An 18,768-nucleotide genomic window follows, 5' to 3' on the forward strand; every position below is an offset into this window, starting at 1 on the left:
AGGTCACCGCGGCTCGAGGCGGGTCCGCACCGCTCGGCGCGATCCCCGCTGTTCGGCGCGGTCTTGTTCGACGTGGTCCTCACTGGTCGGCGCGCTCGAAGGTCAGGGCGCTGTGCCTGGGAACGGCGCGCCACAAATCGTACAGATGCGGATGTTCGGGAATCGTTGCCCGGACCGCGGCGAGCGCAGCCGCCCGTGCCGGCCCCGGCGGGGTCCCGTCGAAACCGGTGCCCCCGGTGGTCAGGGTGTGGAATCCGGCGAACCGCATGTCGAGACTGACCTGCCACAGAGCCGGGCCGCCCGGCGCCGGGAGGGTGAACCGGCGGGTCAGACCGAGGGTGGCGGTGCGATCCGACCACGAGTAACGGCCCCACTGGACCTGGAAACAGTCGTCGCCGAGCCCGTCGAAGCCGGTCTGGACGAACTCGGTGAACGCCAGCCACGCCGACTCGACGTCGGTGACGCTGTCCGGATCCACATGATGGCTCAGCAGCAGCCGCTCAAAGATCTCGCCAGGCGTCTCCGGGCGTACGGCCTCGGCCGCGACCCGGAAGGTGTCCCGGCCCCGCCGGTCGGTGGCGCCGTGCCCGAGCCGGATCACCACGGTGTCGTCGTCGCGGCCCACCACGTCACAGCACAGATCGAGCGGTGTCGGCAGCCGTGAGCCGCGGATGTCGCCGATGTCGATCAGCGGCGCGCGGCCGAGGATCACCGCCGCCGACCCGTCCCACTCGGCCAGGTGCACCTCGACCCGGACGGGCCAGTTTCCGGTCATATCGATCGCTGTCGCCGTTACGTAGTGCACCCGACCGATCGTGCCTTATCGGCGCATCCCGGGGGCCGCCAGGGGCGGCCCCCGACGACGCCGGTCAGAGGACCGTGCAGGCGGTCCCGTTCAGGGTGAACGCGGCCGGGACCGGGTTGCTGCCGGTCCAGCTGCCGAGGAAGCCGAACGAGGTGGAACCGCCGGCGGCGATGCTCCCGTTCCAGGCGGCATTGCTGACTGTCACCGCGGCGCCGGACTGCGTGTGGGCGCCGCCCCACAGCTGGCTGATCTGCTGTCCGCCGGTGAACTGCCAGGCCAGCTTCCACGAGGTGAGCGCGGCACTGCCGGTGTTGGCGACCTTGACGTCACCCTGGAAGCCGCCCGGCCAGCTGCCGGTGATCCGGTAGGTGACCGCGCACGAGCCGGTGCCCGGGTTCGTGCTGGTGCTCGGGCTGACACTCACACTCGGGCTGACGCTGGGGCTCGTTCCGATCTTGGAGGGATCGACCACTCCCCAGTACGCCGACTTGGCCTGCAACGTGGTGTCGAACAGCAGCGGCGCGTCCTTGCGGGCCACCGGGTAGGTGTCCAGCCAGGTGTTGTCGTCGGCCAGCCCCCACAACGTGACCGAGGTGACCTCGCCCTGGTACTTGCGGAACAGGGCGAACATGTCGCGGTAGACGTACGCCTGCTTGAGCAGCCGATCGGCGGGCGGCGTCGGGAAGCTCTCGCTGCTGCTGGTGTAGATGCTGACGTCCATCTCGGTGACCTGTTGATCGATGTTGAGTGGAATGAACTTCGTCAACATTGATTCAGTATCGGCGACCGTCGGCCAGTTGATGTTGATGTGCACCTGGTGGCCGACCCCGTCGATCGGCACACCCTCCGCCTTCAGCTGCTGCACCAGGCCGAACAGGAAGTCCCGCTTGGCCGCCACATTGGTGTTGTAGTCGTTGATGTACAGCTTGGCGTGCGGGGCCACCTCACGGGCCACCCGGAACGCGGTGCGGATGTAGTCCAGACCGGCCACGTTGTACCAGTTGCTGCGGCGCAGGCCGTCCGACTGGCTCTCGTCGATCACCTCGTTGACCACGTCCCAGACGCCGATGTCGGTGCCGTAATGGGCGGCCACGTTGCGGATGTGGTTCTCCAAGCGGGCCAGCAACAGCGTCTTGTCCTCGGCGGTCGCCGTCATCGGCTGGCCGTCGGCGCCGGTGAACACCCACGACGGCGTCTGGTTGTGCCACACCAGGGTGTGCCCGCGGATGGCGAGACCGTTCGCCTTCGCGAACGCGATCAACGGATCGGCCTGGGCGTACGTGAAGGTGTTCTCGGTCGGCTCGGTGGCGTCCCACTTCAGCGCGTTGCCCGGGGTCACTGAGTCGAAGTGCTTCGTGAGCAGCTGGCCGTGCTGGGTCACGGTCTCCGCGCCGGTGATCGCGGCGCCGACCGGGAACTCGGTGACGACGTCCTTGACCGAGGGGATGTCGGTCTGGATCGGCAGCGCCGGCACGTAGCTGGCGGTGACGTCGTCGATGTGGAAGTCACCGGTGGTCGACGCGGTCTCCACGTAGACACGCAGGAACTCCACATCGGTCGCCAGGGTGTACCGGCCGGTCAGGTTCACCCAGGCGCCGCTGGTCACCGCGGTGTTGCCGACCACCTGGTCGTAGGCGGCGACCCCACCGGTGCGGCGTTCCACACTGAGGCGGGCGTTGTCCGAGGCGGAGGCCATCCGTACCCAGACGGAAATGGTGTAGGCGGTGCCCTTCTCGAACGTGCCGAGCACGTTCAGGGACGGCCCCTGCCAGGTGGCGGTGCGGCCGCTGACCAGCAGGCTGGCGGCCCCGCCGTGCGCGACGGTGGTGCTGTTGGCGAGCGTCTCGGCGGACCGGCCGGCCCAGCTCTGGACGGTGCCGTCCTCGAAGTCGCTGGTCAGAACGGTGATGGGGGTTGGATCGGCGGCGGCGTCGGCGGTCGCGCTGACCACGGCGACGGTTGCCAGCGCGGTCAGGGCGGCCAGGGCCAGCCGGGGGAGAGCGCGCATTCGCGGGCTCCTTCGGGGGAGAGGAGGGAGATTGAGCGACATCGTTACATGGGAGCGCTCCCATTACAACGGTGTTGCCGCCCGGTGTCCGACGCCTCCTCCGGGCCTGCCGATCGTGCCCGGCTGACCTTCCCGTGCCTGCTCGGCTCCGGTCGCCCGGCACCCGCTTCAGCGCTCTCGGCGACGAGCAGATGCAGCCAGCCGACCAACCGATGCAGCACGCCGGCGGCGGCGATCTCGCTCGGCGCCCCTTTCCTGTATCGCCGATCCCGCTGTGCGCCATTCGAGGGAGCAGTTGATGCTGCGGATCGTTTCGCCGAAGCCACGGCCGTTGACCATTCCCGCCCCTCGTCATCTCCGCCCGCACCTCAACGAGCGCGGCCCGCACCTCGTCATGACCGCCCGTGGCCGGGCTTCCTCCGTGTCAACGGCCAAGACGAAGTCTTGGCTGATGGTCTTCTGATCTCGTCGTAGGCGGACAGCAGAATTCCGGTGTCCGCGAGCCGGGACTCAACTGTCCGCTGACAAGGATTTTCGCGTTTCCGCTAGCACTCCGAGGCGCGGCCCGCGCTCGCTGAGTCCGCTCCTCGAGAAGAGGCAATCAGGCTAGAATCCTAGGATGCCCTAGCGGGGGTGCGGCGAGTCTCGAACATGCCCGCCGGCCGTCCATGATCGAATCAGGTGAGGGTCGATCGATGGGGAGGAGGTCGGATGGGTGGCGTCCGGCAGTTCCGGTGGGGTGACTATGAGCGGGTCGTCGTGGTCTGGGAGGCGTCCGGCATCGGTGTGCTGTCCCGGCCGGAACTCGAGGCCAAGCTGCTACGCGACCCCGAGCTCTTCCTGGTGGCCGAGCCGGAGTCAGGGGAGGACGTGTCCGGTGTCGTGCTCGGCACCTACGACGGCCGGCGGGGCTGGATCTTCCGGCTCGGTGTCCATCCCGGGTACCGCCGCCAGGGCGTGGCCACGCAACTCGTCGCCGAGTTGGAGAGCCGCCTGCAAGCCCTCGGCTGCCCGCGGATCAACCTGCTGGTGATGCCGGACAACGACGCCGGCCTGCGCTTCTGGGCAAGCCTCGGTTACCTGTCCTACCCGGACGTACTGTGCAGCAAGCCGATGCCCGACCCTTCCAACCTATTATCCTAGGACGCCTCAGACGGTGTGCGGCAAGCCGCACCAACAGCACAAACGACGGCTTCGCCGACAACCCTGGTTTTGTCGGCACCCGATTCGCAGAGACCGTTCGGGCAATACCGTTCGGGCATCAAGACAGGACCGGCAGTGTGCCTCCTGGACCGACATCCGCCGCCCTGGGCGGCAAGACGGTGTCACGCCGAGAGGACAGTGTCGCGCTCGGACGTTCCGATCTTCGCGCCCGCTGGGGAGCCCGCGCGGTCTCGACCGAGAACGACGAGGTCTTCGGTGACACGGGACAGGCTCGGTCCGAGGGCAAGCCCGCGCCGTAGGGCGTGGCGGCACCGGCGAGCGGGACCAGGTGTCGCAGCTCGGTGTTGTCGGCCACCTATCGCTAGGAGAGGTTCCCGGCCTTCGTATCCCGTATGCCGCGCCCGGTTGGCCACCCCTTTCATCCTAGGATGGCTTAGACGTAGTGCGGCAAGCCGCACTACAAACCCACGAAAAAGCCGGCTTCGCCGACAGACGCAAATACTTTTGATCGGGTACGCCCAGAGCATCCGGATCCTGCTTGGCAATGCTGGACGGGGTTCGAGGCGTCGTTGCCGCTGCTCTCGCGCGGGCAGGGGTGCGTCGGGTGCCGTCGATTCGGAGGGTTGGTCGGCATCCGCGGTGGTGAACCGCCCATGCGGAGACAGCCGGATAAGGATCGTGGACGCGGGGCCGGTTCGATGGTTCTGGCGGTTTGCAGCGACTACCAGCTCACACAATCGGTGAACGTGCGAGTCCACCGTCGTTCCTGGCCGGTTGAACGCACACGATCAGCGCATTGCGTGCGTCTGTCCGCGTCAGGACGTGGATGAGAGCACGCGTTCGGTGATTGTGTGCGCTGGTCGTCAACCGTGACGCCAATTGAGGTGCCTGTATACCTGTGGAACGTGGTGGTGACCGTCGGCTGACAGTCGCCCATGGGCCTCCGGCTCTTGATCGAGGTCCGGTTTCCGCTGCCGAGGCCCGGGGCCGGCGGCGCGGCATGGCTGTTTCCGGCTCTCATCGACCGGCCGGCGGCACGGTATGGCTGTTTCCGGGGCCCGGCCGGGCGGTCGGCGGCACTGCACGGCTGCTTCCGCGGCGTTTTAGGGTTTCCCTCGCACCGCCGGGGCCACCTGCGCGGTGTTTTGGGGTTCCTGGCGCACCGCTGGGGTGGCCGGATGTCTGGGTTCGCTGCCGCGACGCTGGGGAGGTTACGCCACCCGGGTCGGTCATCGGACCAGGTGAGGGGGTGTCGGTCATCGGGCCGGGGTGAGGGTGGGCTTGGTGGTTCGGGTGGTGGTGTGGAGGGGGTGCAGGGCGGCGAGCATCAGCAGGCCGGTGAGGGGCATGAGGTTGAGGTCGACGGCGGGGAGCACTACGGCGATGAGCATGGTGGCGGGGCTCCACCAGGTCAGGTTGCGGGTGATGGCGGCGAGGGTGGCCATGGCGACGATGCCGAGGAAGAACAGCAGTGGGCCGGCGTCGTAGATGGCGAGTTGGGCGCCGGGGATGTCGGTGACCTGTTGTTGGAGGCGGCGGAGGGCGTCGCGGTCGGTGGCGGCGAGGGCCAGGAGGATGTCGGCGGTGAACTGGATGACGGTGGTGGTGAGGCCGAGCAGGGTGATGGCGGTGACGAGGTTGCGGCCGGTGGTGATGTGTCGGCGGAGGGTGAGGATCACCGGGATGAAGAGGATCATGCCGGTGAGTCCGAGTAGGTGGGCGATCTGCCAGTCGGGGCCTGGGCCGTATCGGCCGTCGAGGCGGCCGATGATGCGGGTGATGCCGTAGGCGGTCATGGCGAGGGGCGCGGCCACGAGCGGGAGTTTCGTCATATTGACGATCCTTGTGGTGGTCGTGGTGGTGGCGCCTCCGGTGGTTCCCGGGTGGTCGTCCCTGAGAGTCCCCTGACGAATTCGTCGGGGTGCCCCGGAAGGGGGAGGTTTCACCCCGCCAGCCGTCGCTGAGTGTGGTTATCGGCCCCGGGAAAGCCGTGTGAGCGACGGCTGGCGGTCTTGACCCACGATGCCGCGCGGGTTGGGTTGCGGTTCGTTGGTGAGGGCTGGACCGGGGTGGGCGTGTGTGGGCTGCTTTGGTCGAGGTCGAGGCAGTGTGGATTCGCCCGTCGTGGGATACCCGCAGGTCACGGTGGTGTGTGGCGACGGGTGGCGGGCCGGCCGTCGCTGAGGTGGGGTATCGGGGTGTCGAAGGGTCGGTGAGCGACGGCTGGTGGTGTGTGGGTCAGGGCCGCTCCTCTGCGCGGAGCGGCCCTGACCGGGAGGAGGTAGGTCTACTTCCGGGTTCGTCGCCGTCGCTCCGCTGCGCGGAGCGGTCGTGGCCGGGAGAAGGTGGGCCTACTTCGGAGCTAGAGGGTGATGAAGGTTGGGGGGTCGTGGCGGAGGAAGTCGTGGTGGGAGATGTCGTAGCCGTAGGCGCCGGCGCGGGGGAACAGGAGCAGGTCGCCGGTGCGGAGCCGGGGGACGTGTTGGTTGCGGGTGAGGACGTCGCGGGGGGTGCAGAGTTCGCCGACGGCGTCGATGTGGGTGTCGGTGACGGTGAGGCGGGGGTAGGGGTGGGGCCATTGTTCGATGGGGATGACGGTGAAGGGGTGGGAGTAGCCCCAGGCGGCGGGTAGGCGGAAGTGGTGGGTGCCGCCGCGGAGGATGGCGAAGGTGCGGCCGTGGGTGGTTTTGAGGTCGAGGACTTCGGTGGCGTACCAGCCGGCGTCGGCGGTGAGGTAGCGGCCTGGTTCGAGGATGAGTTCGAGGTGGTCGGGGACGGTGACTGTGGAGAGTGGGCGTAGGTCGATGGTGTGGCCGGTGAGGTAGTCGATGCCGAGGCCGCCGCCGGCGTTGACGATGCGCAGGGGGATGTCGTGGGTGTGGGCGGTGCGTTGTGACCAGTCGATGGCGTCGGTGAGGAATCGGGCGTGGGCGTGGCCGTCGAGGTTGTTGGAGACGGCGTGCAGGTGGAAGCCGATGACGCGGAGGCCGGGTGGGAGGTCGGCGAGGACGGTGGGGAGTTGGTTTTCGTCGATGCCGAAGGGGGTGGGTGTGCCGGTCATGGTGTGGCTGCCGGTGAGGGCGGTGCCGGTGCGGTTGATGCGGAGGCAGATGTCGGTGGTGGCGCCGAGGGCGGCGAGGCGTTGTAGTTCGTAGGGGCTTTCGACGTTGAGCAGGGCGCCGGTGTGGAGGGCTGCGGCGAGTTCGGTGTCGGTTTTGGCGGGGCCGCCGAAGGCGATGCGTTGGGCGCCGGCTTGCTGGGCGAGGGTGAGTTCGCCTCCGGAGGCGACTTCGAGTCCGTCGCATGCGGACGCGAGGGTGTGGATGACGTCTGGGTGTCCGTTGGCTTTTACGGCGTACAAGATGGTGGTTTTGGGGGGTAATGCTGCCCTTAGGGTGGCGGCGCGTGCTTTTAGGGCGGTGGTGTCGTAGAGGTAGGCGCAGCGTGGCGCGGGGAGGCGGCGTAGCGCGGTGGTGATGCGGGGGTCAGCCATGGAGGGGGTTGCTGACCGGGATGTGGATGTCGCCGGCGCCGGCGAGGCGCATGCGGACGAGGGCTTTGTGGGGGATGGTGCGGGCGGTGAGCCAGGTGTGGTCGTCGGTGGTGAGGCCGTGGTCGCGGGTGTCGTCGATGACGGTGCGGATGAGGCGCCAGGCGAGTTGTTCGTCGAGGTTGTGGGTGTCGGCGAGGCGGATGACGAGTTCGCCGAGGTGGGCTTGGAGTGCGGTGTAGCCGAGTTTGGCGCGCAGGGTTTCGGTGTCGGTGGTGGTGATGACGGAGCCGGGCCAGAGGTCGATGGTGTGGCCGGCTTGTGCGAGGCGGCCGGGGTGGATGCGTAGGCCGGCGAGGTCGCGGAGGGCGAGGCGGTGGGGGTGGCCGTTTGTGAAGGTGGGGATGCAGTTCTGGAGGTGGGCTTCGAGGGCGATGCCGTGGCCGAGCAGGCGGAGCAGGGGTGGCAGGAGCAGGCGGGTGTAGTCGGTGAGCCAGGTGGCGGGGTTGCCGCCGGTCTGGTCGACGAGGTCGGCGAGGAGTAGGGGTAGGGCGCCGCCGGGGATGGGGGTTTCGTCGGGGTGGAGGTGTCCGGTGAGGCCGGTGCGGGTGATGGCGGAGAGGTCGCGGCCGGTGCCGATGGGGACGGCGGCGGCGGCGGGTTCGGTCATGAGGATGATGCGGTCGTCGTCGGTGATGAGCCGGGTGAGCAGGGTGGAGAGGGCGGGGCCGTTGCGGGTGGAGGCGACGCTGATGCTGCGGCGGGTGGAGGTGACCTGGATGTCGAGGCTGAGTTTGAGGTAGCGGCCGTCGGGGAGCAGCAGGGTGCGTAGGGCTGCGGTGGGGATGGCGTCGAGGTGGCCGTCGATGTGGCGGAGGGTGCCGTCGGTGAATTGGTCGGCGTAGCGGGTGCGGACGGTGTCGAGTTGCCAGGCGTGGACGGGTTGGAGGCGGTAGCCGGGTTCGTCGTGGTCGATGCCGAGGTAGGTGCCGAGGTCGTCGCCGAGGTGGGTGTCGTCGCGGACGGCGATGAAGTGGATGCGGGTGTGGCCGGCTTCGAGGTCGTGGGTGAGGACGTCGGTGGTGTCCCAGCCGAGGCGGGTGCGGCCGCAGGGGTGCAGGTTGTGGCCGGCGACGGCGAGGCGTTCGAGGCGTACGGCGGTGGTGTCGGGGTCGTTGCCGGTGGGGAGGTTGTGGTCGGCGCGGGCGAGGGCGATGGCGAGGTTGAGGACGGCGTTGCGGATTTCGGCGGCGAAGGTGCCGGTGTTGTCGATGCCGGTGAGCAGGTCGACGGGGTCGGCGGCGCCGGCGTCGGGGTATTCGACGCGGTGGAAGGCGTGGCGGCGGCCGCCGGGGGTTTCGGGGGTGAGGTCTTCGCGGACGAGGGCGGCGCGGAGGCGGCGGCCGACGGTGTCGGCGGCGGTGGGCAGGTGGTGGGTGAAGGCGTCGGTGAGGTGGGGGGCGTGGACGGTGAGGGCGGCTTCGGTGTGGGCGGCGGCGGTGGCGAGGCGGCCGTTGGTGGCGATGCGGATCATCGGGGGTCCTTCCGCGGTGGTTTCAGGCGTGCGCCGCCATGGGGTTGGGCAGGTGGGTCCATTGGTCGTGGAGTGGGTCGGTGGCCAGTCGCATGGCGGTGGTGGCTTTGACCGGTAGTGGTGCGGTGAGGAGGGTGGGGTGGTTTTTGAGGGCGGTGGCGAGGAGGCGCCAGAGGGGGTCGGGGTCGGTGTCGGCGTTGGTGATGAGCTGGCGGGCGACGGTGGCGAGGGCGGCGGCGGCGAGTTTGGTGCGTAGTTCGGTGTCGTCGTCGGTGGGTAGGTCGCCGTGCAGGGTGGGTGTGTCGTAGCCGGCGGTGCGCAGGCGTGCGGGGTGGACGCGGATGCCGCCGAGGTCGCGGTAGAGGGTGCGGGTGATGCGGCCGTCGCGGATGATGGCGAGGCTGTTCTGGCCGTGTGCTTCGAGGGCGATGCCGCGGTCGAGCAGCTGGGCGAGGGGGGTGAAGAAGGCAACCCCGAGGTCTTTGACGATTTGGTACGGGTCTCCGAATCGCCGTGGGTTGTCGGCGAGGATGCCGAGGGGGACGGCGTCGGCGGGGGTTGGCTGGCGGATGAGGTGGGCGAGGCGCCGGTCGGGTCCGTGGTCGGTGATGACGGCGCCGGCGGTGGTTTCGGCGAGTACGTCGATCGGCAGGTCGCGGGTGAGGTCCTGGAGGAGGGCGGACAGTAGGGGGCCGTTGTGGACGGCGGCGGGGGAGACGGTGCGGACGGCGGAGGTCATCTGGATGTCGACGGCGGTTTTGATGTGGGGTCCGCCGTCGAGGGGTGCGACGGTGCGCAGGGACATGAGGGGCCGGACCGGTCCGGTGGTGCCGTCGTCGGTGAGCCATGGGTATTGGTCTTGGAGGCGTGCGGCTTGCCAGGGGTGGGCGAGCAGGACGGGTTCGCCGGTGCCGTGCCAGCGGTCGGCTGGTACGCGGAGCCGGCGGAGGGTGATGACGGGGTGGTGTTCGGGGGCGTAGGCGAGTTGGTCGGCGACGGTCATGCCGGTGCGGGTGCGGCAGCAGGGGTGCAGGGGGTGCCCGTCGATGAGGGTTTGTTCGATCTGTCCGGGTTGGGGGTGGGTGGGCCAGGCCGGGGTGGGGTTGGCGGCGCGGGCGAGGGCGAGGTTGTCGACGCTGCCGGCGAGTTCGGCGGCGAGGGGGGTGCCGGGCCAGAGGGCGGCGGCGAGGTGGGCGGGGTCGTCGGTTGGCCGTCCGCCGATGGTGACGTGCAGGCCGGCGGGTGGTGCGGTGAATGGGGTGGCGGCGCTGGTGGGGTAGGTCAGGAGGGTGTCGCCGAAGTGGACGTGGGTGTGGCCGTTGTGGTGGTGGCGGCGGGTGAGGCCGGGTAGTGGTTCGGTTTCGATGGCGATCAGCAGGCGGCCGAGGATGGCGGCGCGGGCGGCGGGGTGCTGGGTGTCGTAGGGGTCGAGCAGGTCGGGGCGGATGGCGGCGATCTGGGTGCGGGTGCCGGCGGTTTCGGCGGTGGGGTGCGGCACGGTTCCATTGTTGCGGTCGGGGTGGGTGGTGCGCTGGGGGGAGTGTGGGGGGCGGTCGGCGTCACATCGTGGTGGTGGGTTGTGTTTCCCCTCCGCCACGAATCCGATAAATTCTCGTATTCATCCGAGGGGAGTGGCCGTGGACGTCGACGTCATCGTGGTCGGGGCGGGGCTGGCCGGGCTGGCCGCCGCGCATGAGATCACCCGGGCCGGGCGGACGGTTGCCCTGCTCGATCAGGAGAATGCCGCCAATTTGGGCGGGCAGGCGTTCTGGTCGTTCGGTGGGCTGTTCTTCGTCGGTAGTCCGGAGCAGAAACGGGCCCGGATCAGGGACAGTGTCGAGCTGGCGTGGGCGGACTGGAGCAACAGTGCCGGGTTCGACCGGCTCGGTGACGAGGATGCGCAGGCGGTGAAGTGGGCGCGGGCGTATGTGGAGTTCGCGGCCGGGGAGAAACGGGCGTGGCTGTCGTCGCTGGGGATGAGCTGGCTGCCGTTTGCGGGCTGGGCCGAGCGTGGTGATCTGCGGGCCGGTGGGCACGGGAATTCGGTGCCGCGGTTCCACATCACGTGGGGGACCGGGACCGGGGTGGTGGCGCCGTTCGTGGCGTCGGCGGTGTCGGCGTCGGAGAACGGGCTGCTGAATTTCTGTCACCGGCACCGGGTCGACGAGTTGATCATTGAGGGTGGGGCGGCGGTCGGCGTACGCGGGAAGCTGTTGGCTCCTGATGATTCTGCGCGGGGTGTGTCGTCGAACCGTGACGAGGTCGGTGACTTCGAGATGCGGGCGCAGGCGGTGATCGTGACGACCGGTGGGATCGGCGCCAACCATGACCTGGTGCGTCAGTACTGGCCGGAGCGGCTCGGTACCGCGCCGGGCACGATGGTGACCGGGGTGCCGGCGTATGTCGACGGGCGGATGCTGCGGATCGCTGAGGACGCCGGGGTGCGGCTGGTCAACCGGGACCGGATGTGGCATTACACCGAGGGTGTGCAGAACTGGAATCCGATCTGGCCGGGCCACGGTATCCGGATCCTGTCGGCGCCGTCGCCGTTGTGGCTGGACGCGCTCGGCCGCCGGCTGCCGGCCCCCTACTTCCCGTCCTATGACACGCTCGGCACGCTGGAGTATCTGCGGACCACACCGGAGATCGCCGGGTACGACCATTCGTGGTTCGTGTTGACGCAGCGGATCATCGAGAAGGAGTTCGCGTTGTCCGGGTCGGAGCAGAACCCGGACATCACCGCCGCCGACCGGCGCGGTTTCCTCAAACAGCGGCTGTTCGGTAAGGGCGCGCCCGGCCCGGTGGAGGCGTTCAAACAGCACGGCGCTGATTTCGTGGTCGCTGCGGGGCTGGACGAGCTGGTGGCGGGTATGAACCGGCTCACCGACACGCCGCTGCTGGACGCTGCGGCGGTGCGGGCGCAGGTGGTGGCCCGGGATTCGCAGATCGCCAACAAGGTGACCAAGGACGCGCAGATCCAGGGTATTCACAACTCGCGCCGGTACATCGGTGACCGGATCGGGCGTACGTCGGCGCCGCATCGGCTGCTCGATCCGGCGGCCGGGCCGCTGATCGCGGTGAAACTGCACGTGCTGACCCGGAAGACTCTCGGTGGGGTGCAGACCGACCTCGACTCGCGGGCTCTGGGCCTGGACGGCACGCCGATCTCCGGGTTGTATGCGGCCGGTGAGGTCGCCGGGTTCGGTGGTGGCGGGGTGCACGGCTACAACGCTCTGGAAGGCACGTTCCTCGGCGGGTGCCTGTTCTCCGGGCGTGCCGCGGGCCGGCACGCCGCCGCCCAGCTGTAGCAGGGTCGCCTCCACCGCGGGGTCGAGGCCGACGACGGGCTGGGCGGTGCGCCACAGCGCACCGCCCGGCAGAGTCTGCCGACAGCAGAGATCAGCGGGCCAGGAACGTTTCGATCGCCTCCACGACCAGGGCGTGGTCGTCGGCCTGCGGCAGACCCGACACCGTCACGACACCGATCACCCCGGCGCCGGCGATCCGCACCGGGAACGCCCCGCCGTGCGCCGCATACGAGGCCGGGTCGACACCCTGGGAGGCGTCGAGTTCGCGGCCTTTGGCGGCCAGCCGGCGCCCGACCAGGAACGACGACGCGCCGTAGCGGTAGACGACGCGGACCTTCCGGTCGATCCAGGTGTCGTTGTCGGCGACCGACCCGGCCAGCCCGGCGTGGAACAGTTGCTGCTGTCCGCGGCGGATGTCGACGGCCACCGGCAGGCTCCGCTGGGTGGCCAGATCGACCAGCAGGCAGCCCAGCGCCCACGCGTCGGCCTCGGTGAAACTCGGGAACACCAGACGGCGTTCCTGATCCTCGATGGTGGCGATCAGTTTCGGCAGATCCTCGCTCATGCCGCCATTGTGCCGCCTGTCAGGTTTCGGTCCAGTGCAGGTAGCCGAGCCGGGCGATCAACGCCAGCACCACCACCAGCAGCACGATCCGCACGAAACCGGCGCCCCGTTTCAGGGCCATCCGGGCGCCGAGGATCGCCCCGAGAATGTTGCAGACCGCCATCGCCGCGCCCAGCAGCCACGCCACATGCCCGGTCGCGGCGAACACCACCAGCGCGCCCAGGTTGGTGGCGGTGTTGACGATCTTCGCCATCGCCGAGCCGTGCACGAAATCAGCGCCGACGATCGCGGTGAACGCCAGCACCAGGAACGTGCCGGTGCCCGGCCCGATCAGCCCGTCGTACAGGCCGATCAGCGCGCCGGCGACCCCGACCACCACACCCCGGCGGGCGAGTGTGCGTTTCTGTGGCTGTTCGATCAGGCCCATCTGCGGGCGGACGGTCACGAACACGGCCACCGCCACCAGCACCCCGATGATCACCGGCCGGTAGGCGGCGGCCGGGACCGATCCGGCCAGGGCGGCGCCCGATCCCGCGCACACCAGGGCCAGTCCGGCGGCCGGGCCCGCCACCGCCCAATCGATTTTGGTACGCCGTGCGTAGGCGACCGCCGCGGTGGACGTGCCGCAGATCGCGGCGAGTTTGTTGGTGCCCAGCGCTGTCGCGGTGCCCAGTTGCGGCGCCACCACCAGCAGCGCCGGAAGCAGCAGCAGCCCGCCGCCGCCGACGACCGCGTCGACCCAGCCCGCGGCCAGTGCGGCCACCAGCAGCGCGGCGATCACCGGCGGCGCTGTTTCTGCAGCCAGATCCCGAACAGCGCGCCGGCCACGAACAGCAACGACAGGCACAACAACGCCTTGAACAACACGCCCTCCATCGGGTTGGCTAGGGTCGGCACGTGCGCCTGGCCACCTTCAACCTGCTGCACGGCAGATCACTGTCGGACGGCACCGTACACGCCGACCGGATCCACGCCGCCGTCGCCGACCTCGACGCCGACGTCCTCGGGCTGCAGGAGGTCGACCGGGCGCAGCCGCGGTCGGGGCTGCTCGACCTGACCGCGCTGGCCGCCGACGCGCTCGGCGCGAGCGTGCACCGGTTCGCCGCGGCGGTGGTCGGCACGCCCGGGCAGACGTGGGAGCCGTGGCATTCCGGCGCCGACATCGGCCACCCCCAGTACGGGATCGCCCTGGTCAGCCGGTTCCCGGTGCAGCGGTGGCAGATCACCCAGCTGCCCGGCGCGCCGGTGCGGTCCCCGGTGTACGTGCCGGACGGGGGTCTGCTGCTGCTGCGTGACGAACCGCGGGTGCTGCTCGCCGCGGTTCTGGACACCCCGGCCGGGCCGTTGACGGTCGCGACGACGCACCTGTCGTTCGTGCCCGGCTGGAACGTGCGGCAGCTGCGGGCCGCGGTCCGTGCGTTACGGGGGCTGCCCGGACCGCGGGTGCTGCTCGGTGACCTGAACATGCCGGCCGGGCCGGTGCGGGCGTTCACCGGCTGGCGGCCCCTGGCCCGTGCGGCGACGTTTCCCAATCAGTCCCCGAAGACGCAGCTTGATCATGTGCTCGCCGACCCGCGCGGCGCCGGCACGCTGGGCCGGGTCGTGCAGGTGCGCACCCCGGCCGTCGCCGTGTCCGACCATCGGCCCCTGGTGGTACGTCTCGATCGCTGACCCCCCGCCGTACAAGGAGGAACACCCGTGTTCACCGGCCTGAGCGCCTTCCCGCTCACCCCGCTCGACGACGACCGCCTCGACGAACACGCCTACGCGAAACTGATCACCCGGCTGGCCGGCGCCGGCGTCGACAGCATCGGCGCGCTCGGTTCCACCGGCTCCTACGCCTACCTGACCCGCGGTGAACGGGCCCGGGCCGTCGCTCTGGCGGTGCAGAACGCCGGGGACACGCCGGTGATCGCCGGGATCGGCGCGTTACGGACCCGGCATGTGTTCGAACACGCCGACGACGCGCAGCAGGCCGGCGCCGCGGCGGTGCTGCTGGCGCCGGTGTCGTATCAGCCGCTGGCCGACGACGAGGTGTATCACCTGTTCGAGCAGGTCACTGCCCGGCTGTCGGTGCCGCTGGTGGTGTACGACAACCCGCGGACCACCGGGTTCACGTTCACCGATGATCTGTACGCGGCGGTGGCGAAACTTTCCGGTGTCGCGTCGATCAAGGTGCCGCCGCTGCCGGCCGACCCGGCGATCGCCCGTGACCGGGTCGGTGCCCTGCGGACGCTGCTGCCGCCGGAGGTGAGTATCGGGGTGTCCGGTGACCAGGTTGCTGCGGTGTCGTTGCGGGCCGGCTGCGACGCCTGGTATTCGGTGATCGCCGGGACGCTGCCCGACCTGGCGCTGCCGATCGTGCGGGCCGGCACGCCGGCGGTCGCGAAAGCAGCGTCGGACCGGCTGCGGCCGCTGTTCGAACTGTTCGCCGCCCACGGCAGTCTGCGGGTGGTCGCGGCGATCGCCGAGCACCTGGGCCTGACCGGCCGTGACTGTCTGCCGTCGCCGTTGCGGCCGCTGGACGCGGCCACCCACACCGCTGTGCTGCGGGCCCTGGCGACCGTGGACGCCACCCCACCCGCCTGACACCCGCCCACCGCCGCCGATCTTGCGGACTTCCGCCCTGTATCGCGCAGTTCAACAAGATCGACGGCGGTGGGGCCCCTGCCTCCCCCGCGGGCAGGAGCCCCGCCGCCGGTCAGGCCGGGCCCGGCGCCAGACCGCCCCGTGAGCGCAGTTGTGACTCGGCGGCCGCCGCCCGCCGCCGTAACCGTCCGGCCTCCACCGCCAGGGTCTGCGCGCCGCTGTCGGTGAGCCGGTAGTAGCGGCGCAGCCGCCCTTCGACGGCCTCCTCACGTTCGACGGCGATCAGGGACTGCTCGGCGAGCCGGTCCAGGGCCCCGTACAGGGTGCCGGGCCGTAGCGTCACGTCACCGTCGGACAGTGCCGACACGGCCTGGATGATGCCGTAACCGTGCAGGGCGCGCCCGGCCAGCGCGGTCAGGATCAGAAACGTCGGCTCCTGCATCAGACGGCCACCTGCCTGGCGGTGGTGGTGCGGGCCGGGAACGCCAGCGCCAGCGCCACGGTCACGACGGCCAGCAGCACCCCGGTGCCGGCCAGGGCCAGGTTGATCCACGTCACCTGCGGCCAGATCCACGACAGCCAGGCCGGGCCGGGCGGATCGAAATGCCCGGAGGTCAGTTGAGCGTGCACGGTCATCAGCTGCACCCCGGGACGGCCGTGCAGCTGGAACGCCATCACGGTGTCGTCGTACAGCGACCAGGCCGGCGCGAACAGCACCGCGAACGTCACCACCGCGGTGATCGTGGCGGGCCGGGATCGGCGGCGGGCCACTGCGGCCGCGATCAGCCAGCCGGTCACCGCGCCGGCGGCGAGGCCGGCGCCGATCAGGGGCAGCAACCAGCCGGTGTCGTACGGGCCCAGGTCGAGCACCACCGACCCGCCTTCGCCGGTGACGGTGGCCCGCAGCCCGTCACGGACCGCGTCGAAGCCGTGCTCGGGGGCTGCGGTGCCGGTCTCGAAACGGTCGGTGGCCGTCAGTGGGCCGACCTGCCAGCCGTCGGCGGCCAGCCGGGCCCGGGCCTGCTCGCCGTCCCAGACGGTGCCGTCGGCGCTGCTGTGGGTCCACCACATCGGCACGCCCTCGGCGCCGGCCGGCAGCGGATCCACCGGCACGGTCGTGGCGGGCGGGCCGGCGACCTGCACGTGCAGGGCCCGCGCCTGCCCGGCCGGCGGCAGGGCGGTGAAGGTGTGCACGCCGGCCCACGAGCCGGCCGCCGCGCCGAGCGCCCCACCGGCCAGCAGCGCCAGCAGCGCCAGCAGCGCGGCGAGCCACGCCAGAGGGCGGCGTGACGGCAGCCGGAACCGCTGCCGCAGACCGGAGCCGAGCAGGTGGGCCACCTCGGCGGCGGTGGGGCGGCGGCGGCCCGGCTCGGCCATCTCCAGCAGGGTGGTGACGATCTCCGCGCCGTGCCGGCGCCGGTAGGAGCCCGGGTAGGCGTGCAACAGCCTGCGGTAGATGCGTTCGAGGGCGGGTTCGGCCGCCGGCCATTCAGACGCTGACATACCCGACACCGTACGGCCGCCGCTATATATCGTCAACCGAGCAGTAGTCGTGAAGCCTGCGCCGGGGAAACCGGGTTGCGGACCCCACCCGGCACGCGCAGAGTGGGGGAGACCCGGCGCCGACACGAACCAGGAGCACAGTCGCGGTGAAGTGAGAGACCCCCTTGACCCGGTGTCCGCCACCCCGCACCTGCCCTGGAGCCGCCCCGTGCACGTCAAAACAGTCGACCTCGCCCGCGCCCACGACGGCGACCTGCTCTTCGCCGGCCTCGACCTGGTGCTGCGCCCCGGCGACCGGATCGGGATCGTCGGCCCCAACGGCGCCGGCAAGACCACCCTGCTGCGGGTGCTGGCCGGGCATCTGGCGCCGACGCGGGGACACCTCAGCGTCAGCCCCGGCACGCGGGTCGCGTACGTCGCGCAGGCGATGCCCGACCCCGGCGGCGCGGTCGGCGCGTTTCTGTCCGCCGGTCTCGGTGAGCTCGCGGACGTGACCGCGACCCTGCGGGACCTGGAGAAACGTCTGGCCGGCGGGGAGGACGCGCTCGACGCCTACGCCGCCGCCCAGGAACGCTGGACCGTGCTGGAAGGCTGGACCGCCGAGACCCGGCTCACCGAGATCCGCCAGCGTCTCGACATCGACCACCTCGACGACGACCTGCCGTTACGGGCCGTGTCCGGCGGCGAACAGGCCCGGCTCATGCTGGCCCGCGCCCTGCTCGAGCAGCCCGATGTGCTGCTGCTCGACGAACCCACCAACCACCTCGACGCTGAAGGCGCCGCCTGGCTCCGGCAGTGGCTGGCCGGTTTCGGTGGCGCGGTCCTCGCGGTCAGCCACGACCGGGCGTTCCTCGACGAGGTCGTCACCCGCATCATCGAACTCGACGGCATCGACGAGACCCCGCACGACTATCCGGGCGGCGGCTACACCAGCTACCGGCAGGAGAAACAACGCCGCTGGGAGAAACTGCTGCTCGACTACGAAGCCCAGGAGAAGGACCGGCGCCGCTGGGAAGCCGACATCGACCGGACCCGGGCGTACGCGCGGCACACCGAACTGTCCACCCCGGCCAGCGCCGCCGCACCCCACATCAAACGCGTCGCGAAACTCGTCGCCCGCAAAGCCAAGGTCCGCGAACGCAGGTTGCGGCGGCAGATGGCGTCGGTGTCGTGGATCGCCCGGCCGAGAACGCGGCCGCCGCTGACCCTGGCGTTTCCCGGCGACACCGGCGACCCGCACGAGACGATCCTGGAGATCCGGGACCTGACGGTACGTGACCTGCTGCGCCACATCGACCTGGATGTACGCCGCGGCGACCGGATCCTGATCACCGGCCGTAACGGCGCCGGCAAGACGACCCTGCTCAACGCCATCGCCGCGCAGCATCCCGGCGTGGCGGTGCTGCCGCAGACCGACGACGGCCTGCGCGACACCACCACGGTGATCGACTTCTTCCGTAACCGGGTCCCGGTCTACGTCGACGACGCCGAGACCCTGCTGCGCGGCCACCAGTTCGACCCCGACCAGTGGGCACAGCCGGTGCGGGAGCTGTCGGCCGGGGAACTGCGCCGGCTGCTGCTGGCCGTCCTGGTCAACAGCCCGTCGAGGATCCTGCTGCTCGACGAGCCGACCAACTTCCTCGACTTCGCCGCCCTCGACGTCATCGAGGAAGCCCTGCGCCGCTACCGGGGCACCCTGCTGACCGTCAGCCACGACAGATACTTCGCCGACGCCGTCGGGCACACCCGCCACTGGCATGTCGCAGACGCACAGGTGATCGAAGACTTGAGAAACTGACCGG

At 70.3% G+C, this 18,768-nt stretch carries 15 protein-coding genes; 5 read left to right on the forward strand and 10 right to left on the reverse strand.

Features of this window, described 5'->3' with window-relative positions; genetic code table 11:
- Positions 1 to 79: 79 nt before the first annotated feature.
- Both AB0E94_RS44960 and AB0E94_RS44965 read right to left on the reverse strand, forming a co-directional pair.
- Positions 80 to 805: a hypothetical protein gene (locus tag AB0E94_RS44960; protein ID WP_360340150.1), complete on the reverse strand. Its 726-nt coding sequence runs from the start codon at positions 803 to 805 to the stop codon at positions 80 to 82.
- A gap of 64 nt (positions 806 to 869) precedes the next feature.
- The gene (locus tag AB0E94_RS44965; RefSeq protein WP_360340153.1) at positions 870 to 2,813 is read right to left on the reverse strand and encodes an endo-1,4-beta-xylanase; all 1,944 of its coding nucleotides are present in this window, start codon (positions 2,811 to 2,813) and stop codon (positions 870 to 872) included.
- A 711-nt stretch (positions 2,814 to 3,524) separates the two neighbouring features.
- Here AB0E94_RS44965 and AB0E94_RS44970 point away from each other — a divergent pair.
- Complete coding sequence (locus AB0E94_RS44970; RefSeq protein WP_360340156.1) at positions 3,525 to 3,956, forward strand: GNAT family N-acetyltransferase; 432 nt, start codon at positions 3,525 to 3,527, stop codon at positions 3,954 to 3,956.
- A 1,277-nt stretch (positions 3,957 to 5,233) separates the two neighbouring features.
- Here AB0E94_RS44970 and AB0E94_RS44975 read toward each other — a convergent pair.
- The 4 genes from AB0E94_RS44975 to AB0E94_RS44990 form a co-directional block, all read right to left on the reverse strand.
- Complete coding sequence (locus tag AB0E94_RS44975) at positions 5,234 to 5,809, reverse strand: hypothetical protein (RefSeq protein ID WP_360340159.1); 576 nt, start codon at positions 5,807 to 5,809, stop codon at positions 5,234 to 5,236.
- A gap of 530 nt (positions 5,810 to 6,339) precedes the next feature.
- Positions 6,340 to 7,470 (reverse strand): alanine racemase, encoded by a 1,131-nt coding sequence (locus AB0E94_RS44980; RefSeq protein WP_360340162.1) that lies wholly within the window; start codon positions 7,468 to 7,470, stop codon positions 6,340 to 6,342.
- Positions 7,463 to 9,001 (reverse strand): IucA/IucC family protein, encoded by a 1,539-nt coding sequence (locus AB0E94_RS44985; RefSeq protein WP_360340165.1) that lies wholly within the window; start codon positions 8,999 to 9,001, stop codon positions 7,463 to 7,465. The genes AB0E94_RS44980 and AB0E94_RS44985 overlap by 8 nt, the downstream gene beginning before the upstream one ends.
- Before the next feature lie 22 nt (positions 9,002 to 9,023).
- The gene (locus AB0E94_RS44990; protein ID WP_360340168.1) at positions 9,024 to 10,499 is read right to left on the reverse strand and encodes an IucA/IucC family protein; all 1,476 of its coding nucleotides are present in this window, start codon (positions 10,497 to 10,499) and stop codon (positions 9,024 to 9,026) included.
- Positions 10,500 to 10,638: 139 nt separating this feature from the next.
- Here AB0E94_RS44990 and AB0E94_RS44995 point away from each other — a divergent pair, with 139 nt between their 5' ends.
- Complete coding sequence (locus AB0E94_RS44995) at positions 10,639 to 12,309, forward strand: FAD-binding dehydrogenase (protein WP_360340171.1); 1,671 nt, start codon at positions 10,639 to 10,641, stop codon at positions 12,307 to 12,309.
- A 91-nt stretch (positions 12,310 to 12,400) separates the two neighbouring features.
- Here the strand turns inward: AB0E94_RS44995 and AB0E94_RS45000 are convergent, their stop codons facing one another.
- Both AB0E94_RS45000 and AB0E94_RS45005 read right to left on the reverse strand, forming a co-directional pair.
- Positions 12,401 to 12,874 carry a heme-degrading domain-containing protein gene (locus AB0E94_RS45000; protein WP_360340174.1) on the reverse strand — a complete coding sequence of 158 codons (474 nt, stop codon included), beginning with the start codon at positions 12,872 to 12,874 and terminating at the stop codon, positions 12,401 to 12,403.
- Between the two features lie 19 nt (positions 12,875 to 12,893).
- On the reverse strand, positions 12,894 to 13,655 hold the full coding sequence (locus AB0E94_RS45005) for a TSUP family transporter (RefSeq protein ID WP_360340177.1): 762 nt from the start codon (positions 13,653 to 13,655) through the stop codon (positions 12,894 to 12,896).
- Positions 13,656 to 13,771: 116 nt separating this feature from the next.
- Between AB0E94_RS45005 and AB0E94_RS45010 the strand changes: the two genes are divergently transcribed.
- Entirely contained in the window at positions 13,772 to 14,545 is a 774-nt protein-coding gene (locus tag AB0E94_RS45010) for an endonuclease/exonuclease/phosphatase family protein (protein ID WP_360340180.1), read from the forward strand.
- 27 nt (positions 14,546 to 14,572) lie between these two features.
- Positions 14,573 to 15,463: a dihydrodipicolinate synthase family protein gene (locus tag AB0E94_RS45015; RefSeq protein WP_360340183.1), complete on the forward strand. Its 891-nt coding sequence runs from the start codon at positions 14,573 to 14,575 to the stop codon at positions 15,461 to 15,463.
- Between the two features lie 112 nt (positions 15,464 to 15,575).
- Here AB0E94_RS45015 and AB0E94_RS45020 read toward each other — a convergent pair whose 3' ends face one another.
- Positions 15,576 to 15,905, reverse strand: coding sequence for a PadR family transcriptional regulator (locus AB0E94_RS45020; protein WP_360340186.1), 330 nt, complete (start codon positions 15,903 to 15,905; stop codon positions 15,576 to 15,578).
- Complete coding sequence (locus tag AB0E94_RS45025) at positions 15,905 to 16,966, reverse strand: hypothetical protein (protein WP_360340189.1); 1,062 nt, start codon at positions 16,964 to 16,966, stop codon at positions 15,905 to 15,907. Before AB0E94_RS45025 ends, AB0E94_RS45020 begins: the two co-directional genes overlap by 1 nt.
- Positions 16,967 to 17,117: 151 nt before the next feature.
- Here AB0E94_RS45025 and AB0E94_RS45030 point away from each other — a divergent pair, with 151 nt between their 5' ends.
- Positions 17,118 to 18,764, forward strand: a complete 1,647-nt coding sequence (locus tag AB0E94_RS45030; RefSeq protein ID WP_360340192.1) for an ABC-F family ATP-binding cassette domain-containing protein — start codon at positions 17,118 to 17,120, stop codon at positions 18,762 to 18,764.
- Positions 18,765 to 18,768: the final 4 nt, after the last annotated feature.

This window comes from Actinoplanes sp. NPDC026670 (genome assembly GCF_040638175.1).
Classification (GTDB): domain Bacteria; phylum Actinomycetota; class Actinomycetes; order Mycobacteriales; family Micromonosporaceae; genus Actinoplanes.

What these genes read in the sequence shown, in the direction of transcription:
- AB0E94_RS44965 (WP_360340153.1), bottom strand. Translation starts at nt 2,813, where the DNA reads ATGCGCGCTCTCCCCCGGCTGGCCCTGGCCGCCCTGACCGCGCTGGCA.
- AB0E94_RS44970 (WP_360340156.1), top strand. Translation starts at nt 3,525, where the DNA reads ATGGGTGGCGTCCGGCAGTTCCGGTGGGGTGACTATGAGCGGGTCGTC.
- AB0E94_RS44975 (WP_360340159.1), bottom strand. Translation starts at nt 5,809, where the DNA reads ATGACGAAACTCCCGCTCGTGGCCGCGCCCCTCGCCATGACCGCCTAC.
- AB0E94_RS44980 (WP_360340162.1), bottom strand. Translation starts at nt 7,470, where the DNA reads ATGGCTGACCCCCGCATCACCACCGCGCTACGCCGCCTCCCCGCGCCA.
- AB0E94_RS44985 (WP_360340165.1), bottom strand. Translation starts at nt 9,001, where the DNA reads ATGATCCGCATCGCCACCAACGGCCGCCTCGCCACCGCCGCCGCCCAC.
- AB0E94_RS45000 (WP_360340174.1), bottom strand. Translation starts at nt 12,874, where the DNA reads ATGAGCGAGGATCTGCCGAAACTGATCGCCACCATCGAGGATCAGGAA.
- AB0E94_RS45020 (WP_360340186.1), bottom strand. Translation starts at nt 15,905, where the DNA reads ATGCAGGAGCCGACGTTTCTGATCCTGACCGCGCTGGCCGGGCGCGCC.
- AB0E94_RS45025 (WP_360340189.1), bottom strand. Translation starts at nt 16,966, where the DNA reads ATGTCAGCGTCTGAATGGCCGGCGGCCGAACCCGCCCTCGAACGCATC.